The organism is Klebsiella sp. 141153 (genome assembly GCF_032601995.1).
In the GTDB taxonomy this organism is placed as follows: Bacteria; Pseudomonadota; Gammaproteobacteria; order Enterobacterales; family Enterobacteriaceae; genus Klebsiella; species Klebsiella aerogenes.
In genome coordinates this window covers 130,094-153,792 of the sequence record NZ_JAQIRJ010000009.1, presented here as the reverse complement: position 1 = coordinate 153,792, position 23,699 = coordinate 130,094, and the positions used below count along the sequence as shown (strand labels likewise).

Genomic DNA, 23,699 nt, shown 5'->3' with positions numbered 1-23,699 from the left:
GACGGCGCTCCTTAGCGGTCTTTCGGGTCGAGGGCATCACGCAGGCCATCGCCGATAAAGTTGAAACAGAACAGCGTTACCACCAGGAACCCGGCAGGGAACAATAACAGCCACGGCGAGACTTCCATTGAGTTGGCGCCATCACTGAGTAACGCGCCCCAACTGCTCAGCGGCTCCTGGGTACCAAGGCCGAGGAAGCTCAGGAAGGATTCGAACAGAATCATGCTGGGTACCAGCAGTGAAGCGTAAACCACCACCACGCCCAGGACGTTCGGCACGATATGACGAATAACGATATTCGCGGTGGAGACCCCGCCGACCTGCGCGGCTTCGATGAACTCTTTACGTTTCAGACTCAGGGTCTGACCGCGTACGATACGCGCCATATCCAGCCAAGATACCATCCCGATCGCCACAAAGATCAGCAGGATGTTCTGACCAAAGAAGGTAACCAGCAGGATCACGAAGAACATGAACGGGAAGGAGTTGAGGATTTCCAGCAAACGCATCATCACCGAGTCCACTTTGCCGCCGAGATAACCGGAAAGTGAACCATAGAGGGTGCCGAGGATCACCGCCACCAGCGCTGCGGCCACGCCAACCATCAGCGAAATACGTCCGCCAATCGCTACGCGCACCAGCAGGTCGCGACCGGATGAATCGGTACCAAAATAGTGACCAGACTCCATATCCGGAGCGTTGGACATCATCCCCCAGTCGGTATCGAAATAGGAGAACTGCGACAACATTGGAGCGATAGTCACAAACAGCGCAATAATCACCAGCACAATCAGGCTGGCTACCGCCGCGCGGTTATGCATAAAGCGGCGACGCGCATCCTGCCACAGGCTACGGCCCTCAACCTCCAGCTTCTCACTGAAGTGCTCCAGCGCCTCGCTGTTTTTCTTACTTAACATCATGGCGAACTCCGGCTTCAGTAGCGAATTTTCGGATCGATAACGGCGTACAGCACGTCGACGATCGCGTTAAACAGAATGGTCAGCGCGCCGACGAGAATCGTCAGGCTAAGCACCAGCGAGTAGTCGCGGTTAAGCGCGCCGTTGACGAATAACTGGCCAATACCTGGCAGGCCGTAAATCGTTTCGATAACCATTGAGCCGGTGATAATGCCGACGAACGCCGGCCCCATATAGGAAAGCACCGGCAGCAGCGCAGGCTTCAGCGCGTGGCGGAAGATAATTCTGCGCATCGGCAGACCTTTCGCCCTTGCGGTGCGAATGAAGTTAGAGTGCAAAACTTCAATCATCGAACCGCGGGTGATACGGGCGATACTGGCAATATAGGCCAGCGATAACGCCACCATCGGCAGGATCATAAATTTCAGCGCCCCGCCGTTCCAGCCACCGCCAGGCAGCCAGTGCAGCGTGATGGCGAAAATCATCACCAGCAGCGGCGCCACTACGAAACTCGGTATGACGACGCCGGTCATTGCCACCCCCATCACCGCGTAGTCCCATTTGGTATTCTGTTTTAACGCGGCAATAACCCCGGCGCTGACGCCAAGAATCACGGCTAACAAGAAGGCTGCAAGGCCCAATTTGGCGGAAACCGGGAAGCTTGATGCGACCAGATCGTTGACCGAATAATCTTTATATTTGAAGGAAGGACCGAAATCACCGTGCGCCAGTTGCTTCAGATAATTGAAGTACTGGGTCATGATGGGGTCGTTTAAATGATATTTCGCTTCAATATTCGCCATGACTTCCGGCGGCAGCGTGCGTTCACCGGTAAAAGGACTGCCCGGCGCGAGGCGCATCATGAAGAAAGAGATAGTAATAAGAATGAATAGCGTCGGAATCGCTTCCAGACAGCGACGTAATATGAATTTTAACATTGCCCGTACCTTCTGGCCTGTGCCTATCGAGTGCGATGAATTCAGACACGGTGGGGCAAGCTCAGCCTGCCCCACGTCTTGCCATTAATGTTTGATAATATAAAGGTTCTTCACGTAAATATTATCCAACGGGTCTTTACCGGTATAACCGCCAACCCACGGTTTAACCAGGCGCGCGTTCACATAGTAGTAAACAGGCACAATCGCGGAATCTTTATCCAGCTGTTGTTCCGACTGCGCGTACAGCTCGGCGCGTTTCGCTTCATCGGTGACCTGCAGGGTATCGCCGATGATCTTATCGAATGCCGGGCTCTTATAATGCGCCGTGTTGTTAGAGCTGTCGCTGAGCATGGTGTTCAGGAACGATGTCGGCTCGTTGTAATCAGCGCACCAGCCGGCGCGAGCGACATCGAAGGTGCCCTGATGACGGCTATCGAGGAAGGTTTTCCACTCCTGATTTTCCAGCTTAACGTTAGCGCCAAGGTTTTTCTTCCAGATGGACGCCACGGCGATAGCCAGTTTTTTATGTAAATCGGAAGTGTTGTAGAGCAGATTAAAGGTCAGCGGCTTATCAGCGGTATAGCCGGCTTCCGCCAGTAATTTTTTCGCTTCTTCATTACGCTTGTCCTGAGACCATTTGAACCACTCCGGTTCAACGAGTTTCATGCCGTCGGTGTATGGCGGGGTATAACTGTAAGCCGGCAGATCGCCCTGGTTTTTCACTTTATTGACGATAATATCGCGATCCAGCGCCAGCTTGAGCGCGGTACGGACGCGTACGTCGGTAAATGGCGCTTTCTGGTTATTGATTTCGTAATAATAAGTACACAGATAAGGATCGACGTGAACTTCTTTCGGGATCTCTTTTTTCAGCTTCTGGAACAGTTCAATCGGCATGTTGTTATAGGTCATGTCGATTTCGCCGCTGCGGTAGCGGTTCACATCGGTAACTTCAGAAGAAATTGGCAGGTAAGTTACCTGGTTAATAACGGTTTTGGCGTTGTCCCAGTAATTCGTATTACGCTCGAGCACAATACGCTCGTTGACCACCCAGTCTTTTAATTTATAAGCGCCGTTGGTGACAATATTCGCCGGCTGAGTCCATTTCTCACCATATTTTTCAATGGCGGCTTTTGGTACTGGAGAAACGGATGGATGGACGAGGAGTTTATAGAAATAAGGAACCGGTTCGCTCAGCGTGACTTCAAACGTTTTGTCGTCAATCGCTTTGACGCCAAGGTCTGTTGCAGGTTTTTTGCCAGCGATAATCTCATCGACGTTAGCGACATGGCCGTACTGGAGATAGCTGGCGTAAGGAGATGCCGTTTTCGGATCGGCCAGACGCTGCCAGCTATAAACGAAATCTTGCGCGGTAACCGGTGAACCGTCGGACCATTTGGCATCCTTGCGGATATGGAAGGTCCAGACTTTAAAATCCTTGTTATCCCACGATTCGGCAACGCCCGGCACAGGATGGCCGTTAAGATCGCCAATCACTAACCCTTCAAACAGATCGCGGTTAACGTTGGACTCCGGGACACCTTCAATTTTATGCGGATCCAGAGATTGCACCTCTGCCCCGTTATTACGCACCAGCGTTTGTTTATCCGCCAGTTGCACCCCGGCAGGAACATCTGCTGCCATAGCAACATTTGCGGTGATTAGCGCAGATAAAATTCCCGCCGCTACCAGACTTTTTTTAGTGATGATGGTCATGTGTTGTTACTCCACTCATTATAATTACTGGTTATTTAACCAGCCTGTTATTTTTCCCTTAAAGGGATTCTGTACAGTGCAGGAGTCTTTGCCGCTGTCAGATTCTACTGCTTGCTATCACCGACTTATTTATTACGACCGCTCAAACGGCAGCCTTGACGTCGATTCTTTATCCCCCTGTCCAGAGGGGAATTCCGGCACAATGAGTTATGTAATAATAATTCTCATTTGTGCACATTATTTAGTTAGCGATCAGGCCGGAAAGTACCAAAACGGTTTCATGTCCGCCAATGCAATTTGCAAATATGTTACCGGATTCTCTTTTATTGTTTTTTTAGCCGCACTTAACGTAAGACTTATCATGTTAAAAAAGCAAAAATATTGCTTTTAATCAGCAAGATAGGAACACCCTGTCATTTTGCGTTCCCGCTCTGCGCGCAAAGTTGCTTTTTTGCACAATAATTTAACAATTGTCTAATTTTTAGCACATTAATCTGCTGTCTCGCAGAAATTACTAATATCATTTCAATGATCCGACAGCAAGCGCCAGAGAATGATGTGACGAAAATAACAGTGATGGGGGGAGAAAGACAGTACGGCGAGATAGAATAAAAACAACTAACCATATGATAAATATAAAATTAAATCATTATTAGTAAAAGTTATAGTTTGTCTTTTATATCAGTTGCAGAAATAAGTTTTGCTAATAATCTTTCAAACGCGAGGCCACGCGCCCCGCGCCTGCCAAGTAAGTTACCCTGTCAATCCAGGAAACAGCGCTTTAATCCCGGTGACGATAAACTCAATCCCTAAAGCCATCAGCAACAGACCCATGATACGAGTAATGACGTTAATCCCGGTCTGCCCTAACAATCTGACCAACCATGGCGCCATGCGGAAAATTCCCCAACAACAGGCGGCAAACAGCGCAATGGCGATTGAAAAACCGATCAGGTGGGCAATGGAGTGATAGCGAGTCCCCCAAACGATCGTGGAGCTTATCGCCCCTGGCCCCGCCATTAAAGGTAACGCTAACGGTACGACACCGATACTTTCACGAATAGCCGTCTCCGACTTCTCCTGTTTGTTTTGTTTATCTTCACCGAGTTTGCCGCTAATCATCGACATGGCGATAGTCACCACCAGGATCCCACCCGCAATACGGAAAGAATCAATAGAGATGCCGAAAATTTGCAAGATGCCATCGCCAAGGAAGAGCGAGGTAAGGAGAATGATAGCCACCGACAGATTAGCCGTCAGATTCGTCTTATTCCGCACCAGCGCCGTCTGGTAGCTGGTCATGCTAATGAAAACCGGGATGATGCCGACCGGGTTGACCAGCGCGAAAAGGCCGATAAAAAATTTAAAATAAACAGCGAAATCAAACAACGGTAGGGTCACAGTGAACTCCGCAGCACCATTAAAAAAGGCTGTTGACAGTGTCAGTACAAATTAATTTGGCAGAAGATACCCTTTTCATAGCCACAATTCATCTCAAATATGCAGCCGCGGCTGTTTGCTTTTATTTGTTATATATTTGTTTAGCGGATGGGCTTTATTCATTAAATATGCATACATTATCACTCCCCATCATCTAACTGGTCAATTATTGCCCTGCTGAAAGGTATCAGCATCGCCAAATATTGATCTAAATCACGTAATTCATACTCAGAAGTGAGTAATCTTGGCTACATCAAGAGAGTGAAAGGCCGAAGTACCTGAGTGCGTAGTGAGACAAAGCTTTTTTAGTAAATCAGTGTGTTCAAAGCGTTAGAAATCTTTACGTTAACATTTACATGCAAGCTGTTAACAGCCTGTCTATAATGTCGAATCGAGCTACTGTTTTACTAAAAAAGTTTAACATTATCAGGAGAGCATTATGGCTGTTACTAATGTCGCTGAACTTAACGCACTTGTAGAGCGCGTAAAAAAAGCCCAGCGTGAATATGCCAGTTTCACTCAAGAACAAGTTGATAAGATCTTCCGTGCCGCCGCTCTGGCCGCTGCAGATGCTCGAATCCCTCTCGCAAAAATGGCCGTTGCCGAATCCGGCATGGGTATTATTGAAGATAAAGTGATCAAAAACCACTTCGCCTCCGAATATATCTACAACGCCTATAAAGATGAAAAAACCTGTGGCGTCCTGTCTGAAGACGACACTTTCGGTACCATCACCATTGCTGAACCAATCGGTATTATTTGCGGTATCGTTCCGACTACCAACCCGACCTCAACGGCTATCTTCAAATCGCTGATCAGCCTGAAGACGCGTAACGCCATTATCTTCTCCCCGCACCCGCGTGCTAAAGACGCTACCAACAAAGCGGCTGACATCGTATTGCAGGCGGCGATTGCTGCCGGTGCGCCGAAAGATCTGATTGGTTGGATCGACCAACCTTCAGTAGAACTGTCTAATGCGCTGATGCACCACCCTGACATCAACCTGATCCTCGCCACCGGTGGCCCAGGTATGGTTAAAGCTGCTTACAGTTCTGGTAAACCAGCTATCGGCGTTGGTGCAGGTAACACGCCGGTTGTTATCGATGAAACTGCCGATATTAAACGCGCAGTAGCGTCCGTACTGATGTCAAAAACCTTCGATAACGGCGTTATCTGTGCTTCTGAACAGTCTGTTGTTGTTGTCGACTCGGTCTACGATGCCGTTCGCGAACGTTTTGCCAGCCACGGCGGCTACCTGCTGCAGGGCAAAGAATTGAAAGCCGTTCAGGACATCATCCTGAAAAATGGCGCGCTGAATGCGGCGATCGTTGGTCAACCGGCGGCAAAAATCGCTGAACTGGCAGGCTTCACCGTGCCGGCCACCACTAAGATTCTGATCGGCGAAGTTACCGACGTTGACGAAAGCGAACCGTTCGCTCACGAAAAACTGTCCCCGACGCTGGCAATGTACCGGGCGAAAGATTTCGAAGACGCGGTCGATAAAGCAGAAAAACTGGTCGCCATGGGCGGTATCGGTCACACCTCTTGCCTGTACACCGACCAGGACAACCAGCCGGCTCGCGTGGCCTACTTCGGCCAGATGATGAAAACCGCGCGTATCCTGATCAACACCCCGGCTTCTCAGGGTGGTATCGGCGACCTGTATAACTTCAAACTCGCACCTTCCCTGACTCTGGGTTGTGGTTCCTGGGGTGGTAACTCCATCTCTGAAAACGTTGGTCCGAAACACCTGATCAACAAGAAAACCGTTGCTAAGCGAGCTGAAAACATGTTGTGGCATAAACTTCCGAAATCTATCTACTTCCGTCGTGGCTCTCTGCCAATCGCACTGGATGAAGTGATTACTGATGGTCACAAACGCGCGCTGATTGTGACTGACCGCTTCCTGTTCAACAACGGTTATGCAGACCAGATCACTTCCGTACTGAAAGCGGCTGGCGTAGAAACCGAAGTGTTCTTTGAAGTTGAAGCTGACCCAACTCTGACCATCGTGCGTAAAGGCGCGGATCTGGCCAACTCCTTCAAACCAGACGTAATCATTGCGCTGGGCGGCGGTTCCCCGATGGATGCAGCCAAAATCATGTGGGTTATGTATGAGCATCCGGAAACCCACTTCGAAGAACTGGCGCTGCGCTTTATGGATATCCGTAAACGTATCTACAAGTTCCCGAAAATGGGCGTTAAAGCGAAGATGGTTGCCATCACCACGACTTCCGGTACCGGCTCTGAAGTGACTCCGTTCGCCGTGGTAACCGACGATGCAACTGGACAGAAATATCCGCTGGCCGATTACGCGCTGACTCCGGATATGGCGATTGTCGATGCCAACCTGGTCATGGATATGCCGAAGTCCCTGTGCGCCTTCGGTGGTCTGGACGCTGTGACTCATGCCCTGGAAGCTTACGTCTCCGTACTGGCTTCCGAGTTCTCCGATGGTCAGGCTCTGCAGGCGCTGAAACTGCTGAAAGAGTATCTGCCGGCCTCTTACCACGAAGGTTCTAAGAACCCGGTAGCCCGCGAACGTGTGCACAGTGCCGCCACTATCGCCGGTATCGCGTTTGCTAACGCCTTCCTGGGCGTGTGCCACTCTATGGCGCACAAACTGGGCTCACAGTTCCACATTCCTCACGGTCTGGCGAACGCCCTGCTGATCTGCAACGTTATCCGCTATAACGCGAATGACAACCCGACCAAGCAGACCGCATTCAGTCAGTATGACCGTCCGCAGGCACGCCGTCGTTACGCCGAGATCGCAGACCACCTGGGTCTGAGCGCTCCGGGCGACCGCACTGCTGCGAAAATCGAGAAACTGCTGGCATGGCTGGAAAGCCTCAAAGCGGAGCTGGGTATTCCGAAATCTATCCGTGAAGCCGGTGTTCAGGAAGCTGATTTCCTGGCTCACGTTGATAAGCTGTCTGAAGACGCCTTCGATGACCAGTGCACCGGCGCTAACCCGCGCTACCCGCTGATCGCCGAGCTGAAACAGATTCTGCTGGACACCTACTACGGTCGTGACTTTGTCGAAGGCGAAGCAGCGGCTGTGAAAAAAGAAGCGGCTCCAGTCAAAGCTGAGAAAAAAGCGAAAAAATCCGCTTAATTCACGGCATTGATATGAACGAAGCCCCATCTATTGATGGGGCTTTTTTTATATTCGTACTTTATTAGTGTTCACATACAGAAGTACAAGAAGCAATACACTGGGTAATATCTGAATACAGGAACCGATTCCATAAAAGACAACAGGCGCCATACAGGCGCCTGAAGATAATGAAATTAAAGAATTATTCGCAGTGGCGCAGCTTACTTTGCACCTGGGTTAACGAACCGATATTCAACGCCTCTTTATAATGCTTACGGCATACGGAAACGTAGCGCTCATTACCGCCAATCACCACCTGCTCGCCCTCATTGTACGGTCGCCCCTCCTGGTCAAGACGCAAAACCATGCTTGCCTTTCGCCCACAGAAGCAAATAGTTTTTAATTCAACCAGCTTATCCGACCATGCCAACAAATACTGGCTACCGCTAAATAACTCACCGCGAAAGTCCGTACGCAAGCCGTAGCACAATACAGGGATATCGAGCTCATCCACCACTTCTGAGAGCTCGTGGACCTGTTCACGGGTCAGGAACTGGCTTTCGTCCACCAGCACGCAATGAATAGGCTGGCGGGCATGCTCTGACGCTATATCGGCATATAACGACGTCTGAGGATTATACAGCCGCGCCGGAGAAGACAGCCCGATTCGCGAGCTCACTTTGCCAGAACCAAAGCGGTCGTCAATTTCAGCGGTATAAACGACGGTACGCATCCCTCGTTCCTGGTAATTGTACGAAGACTGCAACAGTGCGGTAGACTTACCGGCATTCATTGCAGAATAGTAAAAATAAAGTTGTGCCATCGGCTGCGTAACCCCAATCAATGTGTTTTACTGCGCAATTGTATCATATATTACCGAGCCGACCGTGCTTTCACAGGGGGTATTGCCGACTTAACGATAATGCTTTACAAAAAATGAAACGGACGGTGAATGAATAGCTTCAGGCAAGACCGTTGCCGCGCCAGCAGATACAAATCATTGTCGTTTTGTGCTTAAACCTCCATTCTCCGGACAACTATAATGGGTTTTGGCCGCCAATTTATATTAAGCATCACCGTAACTAATGCGCTAAAACTGAAGAGTGATATTTATCCACGTAAAGTATAAATTTACTCTCGAAACGCAGGAAAACCATCCTGACTCATGGTTTTAGCGCCTGTGCGTATGCTTAAGCTATAAGCGAGAAGATGTGAAGTCGCGCGAAAATTTAACTTAAATTATTTAATCAACCAGACAAATAACAAGTAATTTTGAATTCCTTACATTCTCCCCTATTGCACATCTGATTTTATCGCTCTATTATTACTTCAACAAACCACCCCACAATATAAGTTTGAGATTACTACAATGAGCGAAGCACTTAAAATTTTGAACAACATCCGTACTCTTCGTGCGCAGGCAAGAGAATGCACCCTTGAAACGCTTGAAGAGATGCTGGAAAAATTAGAAGTTGTCGTTAACGAACGTCGCGAAGAAGAAAGCGCCGCTGCTGCAGAAATTGAAGAGCGCACTCGTAAACTGCAACAGTACCGCGAAATGCTGATCGCTGACGGTATTGATCCGAATGAACTGCTGAGCACCATGGCGGCAGTTAAAGCTGGCACCAAAACTAAACGTGCTGCACGTCCGGCTAAATACAGCTACGTTGATGAAAACGGCGAAACTAAAACCTGGACTGGCCAGGGTCGTACTCCGGCAGTCATCAAGAAAGCAATGGACGAGCAAGGTAAAACACTGGACGATTTCCTGCTCTAATTAGCTTTATGCTTGATATAAAAATCCCGCTTCGGCGGGATTTTTTTTATCGCTACACGCTTAAAGTAACAGGCATAAAAAAACCGGATCATCATCAGACGATCCGGTTGTTCTGCTGGCGAATATTACTTCGCGACAGCCTGCTCAAGCCAGGCTTTAAAGTCTTCGCCCAGAGTTTTATGGCGAACGCCATATTCTACGAAGGCCTGCATATAACCGAGCTTATTACCGCAGTCATGGCTTTTGCCTTTCATGTGGTAGGCTTCAACGGTTTCTTTCTCGATCAGCATATCAATAGCATCAGTCAGCTGAATTTCATCGCCAGCTCCCGGAGGGGTTTTCGCCAGCAGCGGCCAAATATCGGCGCTCAGCACATAACGACCGACTACCGCCAGATTAGACGGCGCGACGTCTGCCTTCGGTTTCTCAACAACGCCAACCATCGGCACGCTTTCGCCAGGCTGCAGGCTTTCGCCTTTGCAGTCAACAACACCATAGGCCGTAACGTCATCAACCGGCTCAACCATGATCTGGCTGGCGCCCGTTTCGTCAAAGCGAGCAATCATTTCCGCCAGGTTATCGCGGGTCAGATCGGATTCATATTCGTCCAGAATCACGTCCGGCAGAATAACCGCAACCGGTTCGTCGCCGACAACCGGATGCGCGCACAGCACCGCGTGGCCCAGACCTTTAGCCAGCCCCTGACGTACCTGCATGATGGTGACGTGCGGCGGACAAATAGACTGAACTTCTTCCAGAAGCTGACGTTTTACACGTTTTTCCAGCATCGCTTCGAGTTCGAAGCTGGTATCGAAATGGTTTTCAATAGAGTTTTTCGAAGAGTGTGTCACCAGAACAATTTCAGTAATCCCAGCGGCGATACATTCGTTAACAACATATTGGATTAATGGTTTATCTACCAGTGGCAGCATTTCTTTCGGAATAGCCTTGGTGGCGGGTAGCATCCTGGTGCCTAATCCCGCTACCGGGATAACAGCTTTTCTTACTTTAGAATTAAGGGCAGCCATTGAAATCTCCTGGACTGTTCGTTTTTTGAACTTAATCGTCAATAAATAACGCATCGAGTATATCAGTCTGATCAGATAAACCTGGTCTGAAAAGGTTTGGATACCCTCGAATTAGGACTTTTACGCATAAAACGCAGTGATAGTACCACCGGAAATGTAGGCCCGGTAATCCCACCTACTAAAAATAGATAGAATTGTTCAATCTGCAGACAACATCAGGCGTAAACGTCCCCCTGCTCCCCAAATTTGACACTGCCATGATGTGCAGCGCTGGCTAATTTGGTTGAGGTATGCGTTGCCCAACGTTCCTAACGGAACGCCGTTACTAATTTGAATTTTATGCTCTCCGGTATTCAGCGTGCCGTTAAGGCCAGCAGAAACCAGAATCAAATTTTTTAATCCGCTGTGATAATAACCAACCAACAATGGGAATTGGCCTGGTAAATTGGCCTGGCGGAGTAATTGGTTAACTTGTTTTAACAATGCGCCCATTTCCGGCAGTCGCTGCCCCTGATGAGCAAGCTGTTCTTGCAACAAACCATTAAACAAAGCGCGTAATAATAATGCGGCCAGAACGCCATTATCACCGGCACGGGTAACATCCAGGCAATAAAACGCCAGATCGTTTTCTGATAACGGCGCAATATCCAGCACCAGCCCCGGTTTATCCGCAGAGATAAGCTGACGGTAATGAATGCGACAATGAGATATCTCCTGCTGTACTGGCGGCTGAAGCTCCTGCAATAACCTTGACGCGGCCAGAGGATCGCTAACTAACGCATCCCAGTCTTCAAATAATCGCTCTTCCTCTTCTACTCGAGAACTAAACATTGTCGGGTAGAGACATGCATACACCGTTTCACGCAGGCGATTAAAATCTTTTACCGGCTTCAGTAAGACATCCTGCACGCCAAGACGCAGCGCTTTGGCAATGTCCGCCATGTTTTCGGTCGCGGAAATCATCAAAATAGGAAGTTGTTCACCCTGGTTGCGAACCTGTTCAACCAGCTCCAGGCCGTTCATTCTCGGCATCGAGATATCACAAATCATCAGATCCGGTTTCGAAATCGCGATTTGCTGCAGCGCCTCAATGCCGTCTTCCGCCTGGCGGATGGTCGCCCCCAGTGAAGTGAGCCAGCTATCCAGAAGAGAGCGGAAAACGGGTTCGTCTTCAACTATCAGAATCTGTTTTCCCGCCAATGGCTGCGTCATGTTCTCTCCCCTGGCTGACGATAATTAAATAGTGGCACGCTATTCACGCTATCGCCTGTCAGAATTTACTTAAGTGTTGGACAAGTGCGCTACGCGGAAGTGCGCACCAAGGGTAATAATTCATCCATTTTTTTCTCAACGGCCAGCTGTCCTGCGGCCATCGCTTCGCCAGCACGATGAAAATCGAGAGTGGAGATTTGCGGACAAAACGGCTGTAGCAGGATATCTGGCGGATCGCCTGCCATACGATTACGTTTCAGGCGGTTTTCCAGCACCTGAATCGAGGTGGACATAATCTCCATCGCCGTGGGGGTTATTGTCGCACGACGAGAGCTCATTCTCCCCAACCGGGATCGCAGGCGGGAATGCCAACTTAGCTCTTCTATCGGCTCCGGACGCGGCGATTCGATTGATAATAGGTCCTGCTGCATAAGATGGGCGTCATGCTGGAGGTCAACGGCAATCACAATATCCGCCCCCAAGGCTCGCGTTAGCGAGACCGGCACCGGATTGACCACCGCACCATCTACCAGCCAGTAGCCGTTATGCATCACCGGCGACATCAGGCCCGGCATACTACAAGAAGCGCGGACCGCCATGTGCAGGTCACCTTCCGTAAACCATAATTCACGCCCGGTACTCAGGTTAGTCGCCACGGCGGCAAAACGACGTTCGCACTCTTCGATTTGCGCAACAGGCATAATTTGCCGGTATTGATTGAACACCCGCTCGCCGCGTAACAAACCGCCGCGCCGCCAGGAGAGATCCATCAAGCGCAGCACATCCCAGTTGCTAAAGGAGCTAACCCACTTTTCCAACGCAGGGAGACGATTGCAGGCGTAAGCCGCACCGACTAAGGCACCAATAGAACATCCCGCCACTACATCGACATCAATTCCCGCCCGATGCAGCGCTTTTATCACGCCGATATGCGACCAACCGCGCGCGGCGCCAGCCCCTAGCGCTAAACCAATCTTCAACTTTCTCATTAGTACTGATACATATCCTTCCACTCCGAGCATGACATCAGCGCCATCGCTCAGTTAACATAATGCAGGTTGGCGCTCAGGCGCCGTCATTCTTTTCCATGGAGGCGATTTTGTCGCAATTATGCCCCTGTGGCAGCGCTCTCGAGTATAGCTCATGTTGCCAGCGATATCTGGACGGCGGTCAGCTAGCGCCGAGCCCGTCACAGCTGATGCGTTCCCGCTATAGCGCATTCGTGATGAAAGATGTCGATTATTTAATCAAAACCTGGCATCCGACCTGTGAAGCGTCACGTTTTCGCACCGATATTGAAAAAGGCTTTGCCAATACGCAATGGCTCGGCTTAACCGTTTTCGCCACCGATAACGGACGTAATCCCGACGAAGGCTTCGTCAGTTTTATCGCACGTTTTACTGAAGATAACCGCCCCGGCGCGATTATTGAACGTTCCAGATTCTTAAAAGAAAACGGACAGTGGTACTATATTGACGGCACCCGGCCATTAATTGGTCGTAATGACCCCTGCCCTTGCGGTTCAGGTAAAAAATTTAAAAAATGCTGCGGCCAGTAAGGCCCGGCATCAGCAATTGCAAACACAACAGGATTTCCCCCGCGATGCATTCATTACAACGTAAAGTACTACGCACCATTTGCCCTGATCAGAAAGGCCTCATCGCGCGTATCACGAATATCTGCTACAAGCACGAGTTAAACATCGTGCAGAACAATGAGTTTGTCGACCACCGTACCGGTCGCTTCTTCATGCGTACCGAGCTCGAAGGTATTTTTAACGACGCCACACTGCTGGCCGACCTCGATAGCGCGCTGCCGGAAGGTTCAATTCGCGAACTCAACCCGGCCGGCCGTCGCCGGGTGGTGATTCTGGTCACCAAAGAAGCGCACTGTCTCGGCGATCTACTGATGAAAGCCAACTACGGCGGACTGGATGTCGACATCGCCGCGGTAATCGGCAACCATGAAACGCTGCGCACGCTGGTGGAACGTTTCGGTATTCCTTTTGAGCTGGTGAGCCATGAAGGACTGAGCCGTGAAGAGCACGACCAGCGAATGGGCGATGCGATAGCCGCCCACGATCCGGACTACGTGGTACTGGCAAAGTACATGCGCGTGCTAACTCCGGCGTTTGTTGCTCGTTTCCCGAACAAAATCATTAATATTCACCACTCGTTCCTGCCGGCGTTTATCGGTGCGCGTCCGTATCATCAGGCCTATGAGCGCGGGGTGAAGATCATCGGCGCCACCGCCCACTACGTGAATGATAATCTGGATGAAGGCCCAATCATCATGCAGGACGTGATTCACGTCGATCATACCTATACCGCCGAAGATATGATGCGCGCGGGGCGCGACGTTGAAAAAAACGTCTTAAGCCGAGCGCTTTATCAGGTGCTGGCGCAGCGCGTCTTTGTTTACGGTAACCGGACGATTATTCTTTAATCGACAGCGAAATGAATTGGTTAGCTTTACGGCGTTACGCGTAAAAATCAGGCAACCAGTTTAATTTTGTCAAAGGAATGCTTTACAGGGGCGCGTCATTTGGTATGATGCGCCCCGCTTCCCGAGAAGGGAGCAGGCCAGTACAAAGCATTACCCCGTGGTGGGGTTCCCGAGCGGCCAAAGGGAGCAGACTGTAAATCTGCCGTCATCGACTTCGAAGGTTCGAATCCTTCCCCCACCACCATTATTCACTACAGTGATATGGTTTCCCCGACAAGCGTAAACGATGTTTGCACTTAGCGGGAAGGGTAAGAACCTTCGACTAAGGTTCGACTCGAGCGCCAGCGAGAGAACGTTGCCATAGGCAACGGCCCGAAGGGCGAGGAGCGATAGCGACAAGTTATCCTTTCCCCACCACCATTCATTTTGCTGAATAGCCTACAATTTGATTTTACCCCTGGTGGGGTTCCCGAGCGGCCAAAGGGAGCAGACTGTAAATCTGCCGTCATCGACTTCGAAGGTTCGAATCCTTCCCCCACCACCATCTCCCCAAGTCATACCCAGCTTAATCTACCTGCGATATTCTATATTCTGCCCAATGGGGAAGGATGAGAAGCTTCGACTAAGGTTCGACTCGAGCGTCAGCGAGAGCACGTTGCCGCAGGCAACGGCCCGAAGGGCGAGGCGCTTTAGCGCCGAGTAATCCTTCCCCCACCACCATCTCCCTTCAGCCACCGGTTCTGCTATCTCCTCGCTCGCGCTTCGCTTAGCGAGGCTACATACTCTTACACTCTCTCAGCCACCTGTTCTGCTATCCCCTCGCTCGCGCTTCGCTTAGCGAGGCTACAGGTGGTGACGTCTGGTAGCCCGGACAGGTGCGCAGCACCGCCTCCGGGAAAACTCACAGCGGGGGCAAGCGCCTTTTTACCGGCGAGCTTTTCACCACCGACGTATTGCATTGCGCATATTCTGCCAGACCATCCAATATCGTATCCAGCTGCGCAATATCGCGCACCACGAGACGCATAACAAAACAATCCTCTCCGGTGACCTTGTCGCTTTCAATACACTCCGGTATAGCCTGAATATATTTATCCACTTTTTGCAGCAATCCCGGTAGCGGCCTCACCCGTACTAATGCCTGCAGGCTATATCCCAATGCCGCCAGATTAACCCGTGCGCTATAACCCTGAATCACTCCTTTTTCCTCAAGGCGTTTTACCCGCTCGGCGGTACTCGGGGAGGTCAATCCCACCTGCGCACTCAATACCTTAAGCGAAACTCTGGCATCTTGCGTCAGGCAGGCCAGAATCGCCCGGTCTATTTCATCAATAATGTATTCCATTTATTTCACCTAATTAATAAAGGTATTTATCTGTTTTACCTTAATTCAGATATATCAAGCTGTCAGGCTTTTCACGACAATAATGGAAAACTTCTGGAGGTGAAATATGCAGCTTTCTCGTGGAGTCTGGCAAATGAGTCTGGCGATGATAATTTCCGGCTCGATTGGCGCGTTCGTGCTGCTCTCAGGGTTGCCGGTAATCGACGTGGTTTTCTGGCGCTGTCTTATCGGCGCAGTCACATTATTGCTGTTTATTTTGTTAAGCCGACAGCCCTTCAGCCGCCTGACGCGTCTCACCCTGGCGCTGGCAATCCTTGGCGGCGTCGCGCTGGTCATTAACTGGCTGCTGCTTTTTGCCGCCTACTCACGCGTTTCTATTGGGATGGCCACCGTGGTCTACAATACCCAGCCTTTTATGCTGGTATTACTGAGCATGATGCTGGGTGAAAAGGTAAGCGCGGTAAAATGGGCATGGTTACTCCTGGCCTTTAGCGGCGTGGTGATTCTGCTGTCGAGCGAGCTGACTCCCGCCCACAGCGATAATCTCGTCACCGGTATTATCCTGGCATTAGGCGCGGCATTTTTTTATGCCCTGACCGCCATTATTGCCCGCAAACTGCAGCCGCTCCCGGCGCAGCATATCGCTTTTATTCAGGTTATCGTCGGTACGGTAATGCTTTTGCCGCTGGTTCATGCTCCTGAGTTTAACAGCCATTTTCCCTGGCACTATTTGTTAATCCTCGGCGTTGTCCATACCGGGATTATGTACCAGCTTTTATATAGTGCGATTCAAAAGCTACCGACGCCGGTCACCGGTTCGCTGTCGTTTATCTATCCGCTGGTGGCTATTCTGGTGGACTATCTGGTTTTCCATCATGCGCTTGCGCCGCTGCAGTTGGCAGGAGGGGTGCTGATTTTGCTTGCCGCTGCGGGCAACAACCTTGGTTGGGGCGAAAAAAAACCCCGCCATGGCGGGGTGAGTCAGCCGTCGCGGATGAACTAGCGACGTGCGCGTACAATCTGGTATTTGCGCGTCAGGTATTCGACCGGCGCGCTCCAGATATGAACCAGACGTGAGAACGGGAACAACAGGAACAGCGTCATCCCCAGCACCAGGTGCACGCGGAAGACAAACGCCACGCCATCAAGATGCTGCGAAGCGCCGCCGTGGAAGGTCACCACCGACTGCGCCCAGCCGACCAGTTTCATCATTTCGCTACCGTCCATATGCTGGGCGGAGAATGGAATGGTCAGCAGTCCCAGCGCGCATTGCACCATCAGTAACGAGAGGATCAGAATATCCGCTGTCGTGGTGGTAGCGCGAACGCGTGGGCTCAGCAGACGGCGCTTAAGCAGCAGTAAACCGCCCACCAACGTCATCACGCCGCACGCGCCGCCGGCGAACATCGCCATTTTCTGCTTCACGTCGATCGGCAGGAAGGATTCATACATCCAGTGCGGAGTCAGCATGCCGAGGAAATGGCCGGCGAAAATACCCAGGATCCCGATATGGAACAGGTTTGACGCCAGGTTCATCCCTTTACGATCCAGCATCTGACTGGAGGCGGCGCGCCAGGTGTACTGACCGTAGTCGTAGCGCAGCCAGCTGCCAATAAGGAACACCGAACCCGCAATGTACGGATAAATGTCAAAGAAGAACATATTCAGGAAGTGCATTAGTGCTGTCCTCCGTTAGAGATATTCAAATATTGCGGGGCCACGGCTCCGGCAAAACGACGCTGGTGAGCGGAAATCTCCGACTCGCCGCAGCCCTGGTCGGCAAAGAATTTGACCTGCTCTTCTTCCCAGACGGCATCCAGCGCCTGCGGCGTATCGTCGCGGGCCTCGTCGGCGATCTTCTCCGCCACTTTCTGGCTATCGACCTGAGTATTGGCCAGCTTCAACAGTAGCTCGAACAGCACCGCATAGCGGCTTTCGCGCTGTTGCAGACGCGCGCTGAGCAGGCCGAGGATCGGCGCAACGTCCCGCAGGCCGCCAAGCGCTTCCTCTTCCGGCAACTGCGCCAGATACTCCAGATACAGCGGTAGGTGATCCGGCAGCTCATGGCTATCAAGCAGTAGACCATGGCGCTCGTACTGCGCCATCAGGTCGACCATCGCCTGCCCGCGATCGCGGGATTCGCCGTGAACATGTTCAAATAGCAGCAGCGAGGTGGCGCGGCCGCGGTCGAACAGCTCGCTGTACGCCGACTGGGCGTCCAGCGGATCCTGAGCCACCAAATCGCGCAGGAAAACGCCCAGCGCATGGGCATCTTCTTTGGCGAGTTTTTCCGATGACGCGAGAGCCTCGAACATCTCCTGCTGATGCTGCCACAAGGCAGCGTCAGGGTATTCGAGCAGACGCGACACAATCACGAGTTCAATCATGAGTGCGGCTCCGTTTTGCTGGTAACGTCAATGGCGTCGATGCGACGGCTGTTGAACAGGTTGAATTCGCTGTCAGAACCGTGACAACCATCGCCGAAGGTAAAGCCGCAACCGCTCTTCTCCGGGAAGGCATCGCGGGCCTGTTCGCGATGGCTGCTCGGTACCACGAAACGATCTTCGTAGTTGGCGATGGCCAGATAGCGATACATTTCCTGCGCCTGCGCTTCGCTCAGCCCCACCTCTTCCAGCGCGCGGGTATCGACGACGCCGTCGACGGTTTCCGCTCGTTTGAAGTGGCGCATCGCCAGCATACGTTTCAGCGCCAGCAGTACCGGCTGGGTATCGCCCGCGGTTAGCAGATTCGCCAGATACTGGACCGGAATTCGCAGGCTTTCTACGTCAGGCAGGATCCCGTTACTACCCAGTTCACCCGCATCGGCGGCGGACTGAATCGGCGACAGAGGCGGCACGTACCAGACCATTGGCAGGGTACGATATTCCGGGTGCAGCGGCAGCGCCAGCTTCCAGTCCATCGCCATTTTGTATACCGGAGACTGCTGCGCGGCTTCAATTACGCCCTGCGGTACGCCATCTTTTAGCGCCTGCTCAATCACTTTTGGATCGTTTGGATCGAGGAAGACGTCCAGCTGGCGCTGATACAGATCTTTCTCGTTCTCGGTGCTGGCGGCGTTTTCAATTGCGTCCGCGTCATACAGCAGTACGCCAAGGTAGCGGATACGGCCCACACAGGTTTCGGAACACACCGTCGGCATCCCGGATTCAATACGCGGGTAGCAGAAGATGCATTTCTCGGATTTCCCGCTCTTCCAGTTGAAGTAGATCTTCTTGTACGGGCAGCCGGTGATACACATCCGCCAGCCGCGGCACTTATCCTGGTCGATCAGGACGATACCGTCCTCTTCACGCTTATAGATGGCGCCGCTCGGGCAGGTCGCGACGCACGCCGGGTTCAGGCAGTGCTCGCACAAGCGCGGCAGATACATCATGAAGGTGTTTTCGAACTGGCCGTACATCGCCTTCTGCATGTTTTCGAAGTTCTGGTCTTTGGCGCGTTTTTCAAACTCGCCGCCGAGGATCTCTTCCCAGTTCGGGCCGCTGGTAATTTTGTCCATCCGCTGGCCGGTAATCAGCGAGCGCGGACGGGCGATCGGCTGATGTTTACTTTCCGGCGCGTTATGCAGATTCTGGTAGTCATAATCAAACGGCTCGTAGTAATCATCGATCCCCGGCAGATGCGGGTTGGCGAAGATTTTACCCAGCAGCATCGCGCGGTTGCCCATGCGCGGCTGCAGCTTACCGTTGATTTTGCGGATCCAGCCGCCTTTCCATTTTTCCTGGTTTTCCCAGTCGTTGGGGAAACCGACGCCTGGCTTACTTTCTACGTTGTTGAACCAGGCGTACTCCATCCCTTCACGACTGGTCCAGACATTTTTGCAGGTTACGGAGCAGGTGTGGCAGCCGATGCATTTATCGAGATTCAGCACCATGCCGACTTGTGAACGAATTTTCATTTTACGCTCTCCTGTACCTGGTCATTACCTTCGCCGTCTAACCAGTTAATGTTCTTCATCTTACGTACCACAACAAACTCATCGCGGTTGGAACCGACGGTGCCATAGTAGTTAAAGCCGTATGCCAGGTGGCCGTAGCCGCCGATCATATGGGTCGGTTTTGGCGTAATACGGGTGACCGAGTTGTGGATCCCGCCGCGCTGACCGGTAACTTCAGAGCCTGGCAGGTTCACGATACGTTCCTGCGCGTGATACATCATGGTCATTCCGGCCGGTACGCGCTGGCTCACTACCGCACGCGCCGTCAGGGCTCCGTTGGCGTTAAATACTTCGATCCAGTCGTTATCTTCGATACCGAGATCTTTCGCATCCGCTTCGCTCATCCAGACGATCGGCCCGCCGCGCGACAGGGTCAGCATCAGCAGGTTATCGCTGTAAGTGGAGTGAATCCCCCACTTCTGGTGCGGCGTCAGGAAGTTAAGGGCCTTCTCTGGATTGCCGTTGGACTTCTCGCCCATCACCGCTTTCACCGAACGGGTGTCGATCGGCGGACGATAGACCAGCAGGCTTTCGCCAAAGTCGCGCATCCACTGGTGATCCTGATACAGCGACTGACGGCCGGACAGCGTACGCCAAGGGATGAGCTCGTGAACGTTGGTATAGCCAGCGTTATAGGAGACATGTTCGTCTTCCAGGCCAGACCAGGTCGGGCTGGAGATGATCTTACGCGGCTGCGCCTGAATATCGCGGAAGCGGATCTTCTCGTCTTCTTTATTCAGCGCCAGGTGCGCATGCTCGCGGCCGGTAAATTCGCTCAGCGCTTTCCACGCCTTCACGGCCACCTGACCGTTGGTTTCCGGCGCCAGAGTGAGGATCATTTCAGCGGCGTCGATAGCGGTCTCCAGCTTCGGCTGGCCTTTCGCCGGGCCTTCCGCCTTGGTGTAGTTGAGCTTACGCAGCAGATCCATCTCGCTCTGGGTATTCCAGGCGATCCCTTTACCGCCGTTGCCGATGGTTTCCAGCAGCGGGCCGATAGAGGTGAAGCGCTCGTAGGTCGCCGGATAATCGCGCTCGACCGGAATAATATGCGGCGCGGTTTTCCCTGGAATCAGGTCACATTCGCCTTTTTTCCAGTCTTTAACGTCAAACGGCTGCGCCATTTCCGCGGCGGAATCGTGCTGAATCGGCAGCGTCACTACGTCAGTTTCTTTTCCGAGGTGACCCACGCACACTTCAGAGAATTTCTTAGCGATACCTTTATAGATATCCCAGTCGCTCTTCGATTCCCAGGCCGGGTCAACGGCGGCCGACAGCGGGTGAATAAACGGATGCATATCCGAAGTATTCATGTCGTCTTTTTCGTACCAGGTTGCGGTCGGCAGTACGATGTCGGAATAGAGACAGGTGCTCGACAGACGGAAGTCGAGCGTGACGACCAGATCCAGTTTGCCGTCGAGGCCGTTATCCCGCCACTCGACTTCTTCCGGCTTCACGCCGCCCTGCTTGCCAAGGTCTTTGCCCTGAATGCCATTCTCGGTACCCAGCAGGTACTTGAGCATGTATTCATGACCTTTACCGGAGGAACCCAGCAGGTTGGAACGCCAGATAAACAGGTTACGCGGATGGTTTTTACCGTTCTCCGGCTGTTCGGCCGCAAAGCGAATAGCCCCCTCTTTCAGCGATTTCACGGTGTAATCGACCGGCGTCATGCCGGCTTTCTTCGCTTCGTCAGCAATACGCAGCGGGTTCACGCCCAGCTGTGGCGCCGACGGCAGCCAGCCCATACGCTCAGCGCGCACGTTGAAGTCGATCAGATGTCCGCTGTAGCGGGATTTATCCGCCATCGGCGACAGCAGTTCCTGCGCGGTGACCGTTTCATAGCGCCACTGGCTGGAGTGGTTATAGAAGTACGATGTACTGTTCATGTGGCGTGCCGGACGCTGCCAGTCAAGGGCGAACGCCAGCGGCTGCCAGCCAGTCTGCGGACGCAGTTTTTCCTGACCAACGTAGTGCGCCCAACCGCCGCCGCTCTGGCCAACGCAGCCGCAGAAGATCAGCATGTTGATCAGTCCGCGGTAGTTCATGTCCAGATGGAACCAGTGGTTCAGGCCCGCGCCGACGATAATCATCGAACGGCCGTGGGTCTTATCGGCGTTATCGGCAAATTCGCGGGCGGTACGGATGATGTGCGCGCGGGATACGCCGGTAATTTTTTCAGCCCAGGCCGGAGTGTACGCTTTGACGTTATCGTAGCTGGTCGCGCAGTTTTCATCGTTCAGCCCACGTTCCAGGCCATAGTTAGCCATGGTCAGGTCATAAACGGTGGTCACCAGCGCGGTGGAGCCGTCGGCCATCTGCAGGCGTTTCACCGGCAGTTTGTGCAACAGAATGTTTTCGAGGTCGACTTTGTTGAAATGCTCGGAACCTTCACCGCCAAAGTATGGGAAGCCGACGTTGGCGATATCGTCGTGGCTGCCAAGCAGGCTCAGACGCAGTTCAATCTCTTCGCCGGTTTTACCATCGCGCTGCTCGAGGTTCCACTTGCCTTTGTCGCCCCAGCGGAAGCCCAGAGAACCGTTAGGTACGGTCATTTCGCCCTTCTCGTCAAAGGCGACGGTTTTCCATTCCGGATTCTGCTCCTGGCCCAGGGAGTCAACCAGGTCGGCAGCGCGCAACATACGGCCAGCGGCATAGTAGCCATCGCGCTCTTCGAGCATAACCAGCATCGGCATGTCGGTGTAGCGACGTACGTAATCGGTGAAGTACTGGCTCGGTTTATCGAGGTGGAACTCACGCAGCATGACGTGGCCCATCGCCAGCGCCATCGCGGCATCGGTACCCTGCTTCGGCGCCAGCCACAGATCGCAGAGCTTGGCGATTTCGGCATAGTCCGGAGTAATTGCCACGGTTTTGGTCCCTTTATAGCGAACTTCGGTAAAGAAGTGCGCGTCCGGGGTACGGGTCTGCGGGACGTTGGAGCCCCAGGCGATGATATAGCTGGAGTTATACCAGTCGGCAGATTCCGGCACGTCGGTCTGTTCGCCCCAGGTCATCGGCGAGGCCGGCGGCAGGTCACAGTACCAGTCGTAGAAGCTCAGGCAGGTACCGCCAATCAGCGACAGGTAACGGGCGCCGGACGCGTAGGAAACCATCGACATCGCCGGGATTGGCGAGAAGCCTGCCACGCGGTCTGGACCATAAGTTTTGACGGTGTAAACGTTTGAGGCGGCAATCAGTTCGTTCACTTCTTTCCATGAAGAACGAACAAAACCGCCGCGGCCGCGGGCCTGTTTAAAGCTTTTCGCTTTATCGGCATCTTCAATAATTGAAGCCCATGCCTCAACCGGATCGCTATGCTGAACTTTCGCTTCACGCCACATTTTCATCAGACGTTTACGCATCAGCGGATATTTCAGGCGGTTAGCGCTGTACAGATACCAGGAGTAGCTGGCGCCGCGCGGACAGCCGCGTGGCTCATGGTTCGGCAGATCGGGGCGGGTGCGCGGGTAATCGGTCTGCTGGGTTTCCCAGGTGACCAGACCATTTTTGACATAAATTTTCCAGCTGCATGAGCCGGTGCAGTTCACACCGTGAGTGGAACGCACGATTTTGTCATGCTGCCAACGCTGGCGGTATCCATCCTCCCAATCCCGGTTGGTTTTAAGAAGCTGGCCGTGCCCATCGGCAAAGGTTTCACCCTTCTGTTTGAAGTAGCGAAACCGGTCCAGAAATTTACTCATCGGGTTTCTCCTGATATGGAGCCTGACGGCTCTCTGATAAATCGACATTGCTGGATTTGCAGCGAAAATAGCGCCATGCCGAAGGAGGAGAATTGATGACGATCAATGCGAAATACCTTATA

18 protein-coding genes, 2 tRNA genes and 2 other RNA genes are annotated in these 23,699 nt (G+C 52.3%); 9 read left to right on the top strand and 13 right to left on the bottom strand.

Annotated features, from left to right (window positions below; translation table 11 throughout):
• Nucleotides 1-11 precede the first annotated feature (11 nt).
• The 4 genes from oppC to PGS10_RS17905 all read right to left on the bottom strand — a co-directional run bounded on the left by oppC (nt 12) and on the right by PGS10_RS17905 (nt 4,972).
• Complete coding sequence (gene oppC / locus PGS10_RS17920; RefSeq protein WP_015367068.1) at nt 12-920, bottom strand: oligopeptide ABC transporter permease OppC; 909 nt, start codon at nt 918-920, stop codon at nt 12-14.
• 14 nt (nt 921-934) lie between these two features.
• Nucleotides 935-1,855: an oligopeptide ABC transporter permease OppB gene (gene oppB / locus PGS10_RS17915; protein WP_015367069.1), complete on the bottom strand. Its 921-nt coding sequence runs from the start codon at nt 1,853-1,855 to the stop codon at nt 935-937.
• Between the two features lie 84 nt (nt 1,856-1,939).
• Entirely contained in the window at nt 1,940-3,571 is a 1,632-nt protein-coding gene (gene oppA / locus PGS10_RS17910; protein ID WP_045397547.1) for an oligopeptide ABC transporter substrate-binding protein OppA, read from the bottom strand.
• A 753-nt stretch (nt 3,572-4,324) separates the two neighbouring features.
• Complete coding sequence (locus tag PGS10_RS17905; RefSeq protein WP_045397549.1) at nt 4,325-4,972, bottom strand: YchE family NAAT transporter; 648 nt, start codon at nt 4,970-4,972, stop codon at nt 4,325-4,327.
• A 478-nt stretch (nt 4,973-5,450) separates the two neighbouring features.
• On the opposite strand from PGS10_RS17905, the gene adhE reads away from it, so the two are divergent.
• Nucleotides 5,451-8,129: a bifunctional acetaldehyde-CoA/alcohol dehydrogenase gene (adhE, locus tag PGS10_RS17900; RefSeq protein WP_045397551.1), complete on the top strand. Its 2,679-nt coding sequence runs from the start codon at nt 5,451-5,453 to the stop codon at nt 8,127-8,129.
• Between the two features lie 184 nt (nt 8,130-8,313).
• On the opposite strand, the gene tdk is transcribed toward adhE, so the two are convergent.
• Nucleotides 8,314-8,934 (bottom strand): thymidine kinase, encoded by a 621-nt coding sequence (gene tdk / locus PGS10_RS17895; RefSeq protein WP_045397553.1) that lies wholly within the window; start codon nt 8,932-8,934, stop codon nt 8,314-8,316.
• Nucleotides 8,935-9,480: 546 nt separating this feature from the next.
• On the opposite strand from tdk, the gene hns reads away from it, so the two are divergent.
• The gene (gene hns / locus PGS10_RS17890; protein WP_004103116.1) at nt 9,481-9,888 is read left to right on the top strand and encodes a histone-like nucleoid-structuring protein H-NS; all 408 of its coding nucleotides are present in this window, start codon (nt 9,481-9,483) and stop codon (nt 9,886-9,888) included.
• A 125-nt stretch (nt 9,889-10,013) separates the two neighbouring features.
• Here the strand turns inward: hns and galU are convergent, their stop codons facing one another.
• The 3 genes from galU to rssA all read right to left on the bottom strand — a co-directional run bounded on the left by galU (nt 10,014) and on the right by rssA (nt 13,117).
• A complete protein-coding gene (gene galU / locus PGS10_RS17885; protein ID WP_045397556.1) occupies nt 10,014-10,916 on the bottom strand; it encodes a UTP--glucose-1-phosphate uridylyltransferase GalU in 903 nt (300 codons plus the stop codon).
• A 198-nt stretch (nt 10,917-11,114) separates the two neighbouring features.
• Nucleotides 11,115-12,128, bottom strand: coding sequence for a two-component system response regulator RssB (rssB, locus tag PGS10_RS17880; RefSeq protein WP_045397559.1), 1,014 nt, complete (start codon nt 12,126-12,128; stop codon nt 11,115-11,117).
• A gap of 89 nt (nt 12,129-12,217) precedes the next feature.
• A complete protein-coding gene (rssA, locus tag PGS10_RS17875; RefSeq protein WP_045397562.1) occupies nt 12,218-13,117 on the bottom strand; it encodes a patatin-like phospholipase RssA in 900 nt (299 codons plus the stop codon).
• Between the two features lie 110 nt (nt 13,118-13,227).
• Between rssA and PGS10_RS17870 the strand changes: the two genes are divergently transcribed.
• The 6 genes from PGS10_RS17870 (at nt 13,228) to PGS10_RS17845 (ending at nt 15,293) form a co-directional block, all read left to right on the top strand.
• Nucleotides 13,228-13,686: a YchJ family protein gene (locus PGS10_RS17870; protein WP_045397568.1), complete on the top strand. Its 459-nt coding sequence runs from the start codon at nt 13,228-13,230 to the stop codon at nt 13,684-13,686.
• A gap of 44 nt (nt 13,687-13,730) precedes the next feature.
• Nucleotides 13,731-14,573, top strand: coding sequence for a formyltetrahydrofolate deformylase (gene purU, locus PGS10_RS17865; protein WP_045397565.1), 843 nt, complete (start codon nt 13,731-13,733; stop codon nt 14,571-14,573).
• Nucleotides 14,574-14,732: 159 nt separating this feature from the next.
• Nucleotides 14,733-14,817: transfer RNA gene (locus PGS10_RS17860), tRNA-Tyr, on the top strand.
• Nucleotides 14,818-14,860: 43 nt separating this feature from the next.
• Nucleotides 14,861-14,993: non-coding RNA, RtT sRNA (locus tag PGS10_RS17855), on the top strand.
• 39 nt (nt 14,994-15,032) lie between these two features.
• Nucleotides 15,033-15,117: transfer RNA gene (locus PGS10_RS17850), tRNA-Tyr, on the top strand.
• A gap of 43 nt (nt 15,118-15,160) precedes the next feature.
• Nucleotides 15,161-15,293, top strand: a non-coding RNA gene (locus PGS10_RS17845) — RtT sRNA.
• 181 nt (nt 15,294-15,474) lie between these two features.
• Here the strand turns inward: PGS10_RS17845 and PGS10_RS17840 are convergent.
• Nucleotides 15,475-15,918 (bottom strand): Lrp/AsnC family transcriptional regulator, encoded by a 444-nt coding sequence (locus PGS10_RS17840; RefSeq protein WP_045393819.1) that lies wholly within the window; start codon nt 15,916-15,918, stop codon nt 15,475-15,477.
• A gap of 106 nt (nt 15,919-16,024) precedes the next feature.
• Between PGS10_RS17840 and PGS10_RS17835 the strand changes: the two genes are divergently transcribed.
• Nucleotides 16,025-16,921, top strand: coding sequence for a DMT family transporter (locus PGS10_RS17835; RefSeq protein WP_047078769.1), 897 nt, complete (start codon nt 16,025-16,027; stop codon nt 16,919-16,921).
• Here the strand turns inward: PGS10_RS17835 and narI are convergent.
• Genes narI through PGS10_RS17815 form a run of 4 tightly spaced genes read right to left on the bottom strand, consistent with a single transcriptional unit; the run spans nt 16,918 to nt 23,577 of the window.
• On the bottom strand, nt 16,918-17,595 hold the full coding sequence (narI, locus tag PGS10_RS17830; RefSeq protein ID WP_015367083.1) for a respiratory nitrate reductase subunit gamma: 678 nt from the start codon (nt 17,593-17,595) through the stop codon (nt 16,918-16,920). The two genes, PGS10_RS17835 and narI, sit on opposite strands and share 4 nt — an antisense overlap.
• Nucleotides 17,595-18,305, bottom strand: coding sequence for a nitrate reductase molybdenum cofactor assembly chaperone (narJ, locus tag PGS10_RS17825; RefSeq protein WP_045393815.1), 711 nt, complete (start codon nt 18,303-18,305; stop codon nt 17,595-17,597). Before narJ ends, narI begins: the two co-directional genes overlap by 1 nt.
• A complete protein-coding gene (gene narH / locus PGS10_RS17820; protein WP_045393813.1) occupies nt 18,302-19,837 on the bottom strand; it encodes a nitrate reductase subunit beta in 1,536 nt (511 codons plus the stop codon). The genes narJ and narH overlap by 4 nt, the downstream gene beginning before the upstream one ends.
• Nucleotides 19,834-23,577 carry a nitrate reductase subunit alpha gene (locus PGS10_RS17815; protein WP_047078768.1) on the bottom strand — a complete coding sequence of 1,248 codons (3,744 nt, stop codon included), beginning with the start codon at nt 23,575-23,577 and terminating at the stop codon, nt 19,834-19,836. The genes narH and PGS10_RS17815 overlap by 4 nt, the downstream gene beginning before the upstream one ends.
• Nucleotides 23,578-23,699: the final 122 nt, after the last annotated feature.